Genomic DNA, 3,878 nt, shown 5'->3' with positions numbered 1-3,878 from the left:
TCGCCGAAGCCTGGACCGCCGGCGCACGGGTCGACTGGACACCGCTGTTCCCCGGGGCACGCCCGGTGGAACTGCCCACCTACGCCTTCCAGCGCGAGCGCTACTGGCTGGAGGCGACCGGCCCGGACACCGCCGGCGCGGCGGAAGCCCCCCGGGACGAGGTGGAGGCCCGCTTCTGGGAGGCGGTGGAGCGCGAGGACCTCGCAGGACTGGCACGGACCCTCGACCTCGGGGACGAACCCGACGGGCTCCACGCGGTACTGCCCGCCCTCTCCTCCTGGCGGCGGCGGAGCCGCGAACGCTCCCTCGTCGACTCCTGGCGCTACCGCGTCACCTGGCACCCCGTCACCACTCCGGTGGCACCGGTACTCGCCGGCACCTGGCTCGTCGTGCTGCCCGCGGGAGACGCCGCCGACACCTGGCCGCCGCACGGTTCCGGCGGCGCCTGGGCCGACGGCGCGGTACGGGCCATCGAGCGGGCCGGGGCGCGGGTCGTCACCCTCACCGTGAACCCGGCCACCGAGGACCGCGACGCGTTCGCCGCCGCGCTCCGCCGGACGTGCGAAGACCTCACCGACCTCGCCGGGATCCTCTCGCTCGCCGCCGTGGACGAGCGGCCGCTGCCCGGCCGTAGCGCGCTCACCCGCGGCCACGCCGCCACCTTGCGCCTGGTCCAGGCCCTCGGCGACATCGACGCCGAGATACCGCTGTGGTGCGCCACCGAGAACGCGATGCCGACCGACGGCCGGGAGCAGGTGCACACCGCCGCGCAGGCCCAGATCTGGGGCCTCGGCCGGGTCGTCGCCCTGGAACGGCCCCGGCTGTGGGGCGGCCTGATCGACCTGCCGGCGGACGTCGACGAGCGGACCGGGACGCGGCTCGCCGCCGTCCTCACCGGACTCGACGGCGAGGACCAGCTCGCGGTGCGCCCCTCCGGGGTGGTGGCCCGCCGCCTGGTGCGCGCCACCCCCGCCGCCCTCCCCGGCGACACCCCGGACACCCCCACCGCCGGCACCGGTCGGGACGGGCGGGGCTGGACGCCGAGCGGCACCACCCTGGTCACCGGCGGCACCGGCGCGCTGGGCGCGCACGTCGCCCGCTGGCTGGCCGGCGCGGGCGCCGAGCACCTGCTGCTGGTCAGCCGCCGCGGCCCGCAGGCGCCCGGCGCCGCCGAGCTGGAAGCCGAGCTGGCCGCCCTGGGCACCGGTGTGACCATCGCCGCCTGCGACATCTCCGAACGCGACCAACTGGCCACGCTGCTCGCCACGGTGCCCGACGACCGGCCGCTGACCTCCGTGGTGCACACCGCGGCCGTCCTCGACGACGGCATGGTGGACGCGCTCACCGACGACCGGCTGGAGCGGGTACTGCGCGTCAAGGCGCTCGGCGCCGAGAACCTGCACCAGCTGACCAGCGGACTCGACCTGTCGGCGTTCGTGCTGTTCTCCTCCTTCACCGCGGTCCTCGGCACCCCGGGCCTGGGCAACTACGCGCCCGGCAACGCCCACCTGGACGCGCTCGCCGCGGTGCGCCGCGCCCAGGGACTGCCGGCCACTTCCGTCGCCTGGGGCACCTGGGCCGGGTCGGGCATGGCCGAGGGCGAGGTGGGCGACCGGGCACGGCGGCACGGCGTGTTCCCCATGGAGCCCGCCGCGGCCACCACCGCGCTGCGGACCGCCCTCGACCTCGACGAGACCAACGCCGTCGTCATCGACATGCGCTGGGACCGGTTCGCCGTCGTCTTCACCACCGAGCGGCCGAGCCGGCTGCTGGAAGGCGTCCCGGAGGCCCGCGCCGCACTGGACGCCGCGGCCACGGCGGCCGCCGCCGGCGGTGACGGCACCACCGCGCCCGGCGACCTGGCGGCGCGCATCGCCGCCCTGCCCCGCGCCGACCGCGAACGCGAACTGACCGACCTGGTACGCAGCAACGCCGCGGCCGTCCTCGGCCACGCCACCCCCGCCGCCATCGACGGCGGACGGGCCTTCCGGCACCTCGGCTTCGACTCGCTCACCGCCGTGGAACTGCGCAACCGGCTGATGACCCTCACCGGGCTGAAACTGCCCGCCACCCTCGTCTTCGACTACCCCACCCCGGCCGCGATCGCCGGCCACCTGGCCGCCGAACTGGCCGGCGGGGACACCGACCGGCACACCGCGGTCGACACCCCCGCGCCGGGAGCGTCCGCGACCGCCGACGACCCGATCGTCATCGTCGGCATGGCCTGCCGGTTCCCCGGCGGCGTCGGCTCCCCCGACGAACTGTGGCAACTGGTCGCCGGGGGCCGGGACGCCATCTCGCCGCTGCCCACCGGGCGCGGCTGGGACGTGGACGGCATGTACGACCCCGACCCCGACGCCCCCGGCCGGACCTATGTGCGCGAAGGCGGCTTCCTCCACCAGGCGGCCGACTTCGACGCCGAGTTCTTCGGCATCTCGCCGCGCGAGGCGCTGGCCATGGACCCGCAGCAGCGGCTGCTGCTGGAGACCTCCTGGGAGGCACTGGAGCGGGCGGGCATCGACCCGGCGACGCTGGGTGGCACCCGCACCGGAGTGTTCACCGGGCTCACCCACTACGACTACGGCAGCGGTGCGGCCGAAGGCGTCGAGGGCTACCGGATGACCGGCAACACGGCCAGCGTCGCCTCCGGCCGCATCGCCTACAGCCTCGGGCTGGAGGGCCCGGCCGTCACCCTCGACACCGCCTGCTCCTCCTCCCTGGTCGCCCTGCACCTGGCCGCCCAGGCGCTGCGGAACGGCGAATGCGTCCTGGCGCTCGCCGGCGGCGTGACCGTCATGTCGTCCCCGGCGGCCTTCACCGAGTTCAGCCGCCAGCGCGGACTGTCCACGGACGGCCGCTGCCGCGCCTTCGCCGCCGACGCGGACGGCTTCGGCCTCGCCGAGGGCGTCGGCATGCTCCTCGTCGAGCGGCTGTCCGACGCGCGCCGCAACGGCCACCCGGTGCTCGCCGTGGTCCGCGGCTCGGCGATCAACCAGGACGGCGCCAGCAACGGCCTCACCGCCCCCAACGGCCCCTCCCAGCAGCGGGTCATCCGGCAGGCGCTGGCCAACGCGGGCCTCACCGCGGCCGAGGTGGACGCGGTGGAGGCGCACGGCACCGGCACCACGCTGGGCGACCCGATCGAGGCGCAGGCGCTGCTGGCCACCTACGGCCGGGACCGGGACGCCGATCGGCCGCTGCGGCTCGGCTCGGTGAAGTCCAACATCGGCCACGCCCAGGCCGCCGCGGGCGTCGCCGGCGTCATCAAGATGGTGCAGGCCATGCGGCACGGGCTGCTGCCCCGGACCCTCCATGTGGCCGAGCCCACCCCCCAGGTGGACTGGTCGGCCGGCGCGGTGGAACTGCTCACCGAGGACACCGCGTGGCCGGAGACCGGCGCGCCGCGCCGGGCCGCCGTCTCCTCGTTCGGCCTCAGCGGCACCAACGCGCACGTGGTCCTGGAGCAGGCGCCGGAACTCCCCGCGACCGACGCCGGAACCGACTCCGCCGGCCCGGCCGGCCCGGTCCTGTGGCCGGTGTCCGCGAAGAGCCCGGCCGCGCTGCGGAGCCAGGCGCACCGGCTGCGGGACGCCCTCGCCGCCGACCCCGCGCCCGACCCGGCCGACGTGGCACTCACCCTCGGCACGCAGCGGTCCCGGTTCGACCACCGGGCCGTGGTGCTCGGACAGGACCGCGCCGAACTCCTCGCCGGGCTCACCGCCCTCGCCGAGGACCAGCCGGCCCCCCGGCTGGTCCAGGGCCACGCCACCGCCCCGGACCGGACGGTGTTCGTGTTCCCGGGTCAGGGTGCGCAGTGGGTGGGGATGGCGCGGGAGTTGATGGCTTCGGTGCCGGTGTTCGCGGAGTCGATGGAGCGG

1 protein-coding gene is annotated in these 3,878 nt (G+C 76.4%); it reads left to right on the top strand.

The features are described from left to right. Nucleotides 1–3,878 (top strand): SDR family NAD(P)-dependent oxidoreductase (locus ACH4B3_RS34175; protein ID WP_398469675.1); only part of this gene is annotated, 3,878 nt, incomplete at both ends.

This window comes from Streptomyces sp. NPDC018031, assembly GCF_044327625.1.
Taxonomy (GTDB): Bacteria; Actinomycetota; Actinomycetes; order Streptomycetales; family Streptomycetaceae; genus Streptomyces.
This window is presented reverse-complemented; position numbering and strand designations above follow the sequence as displayed.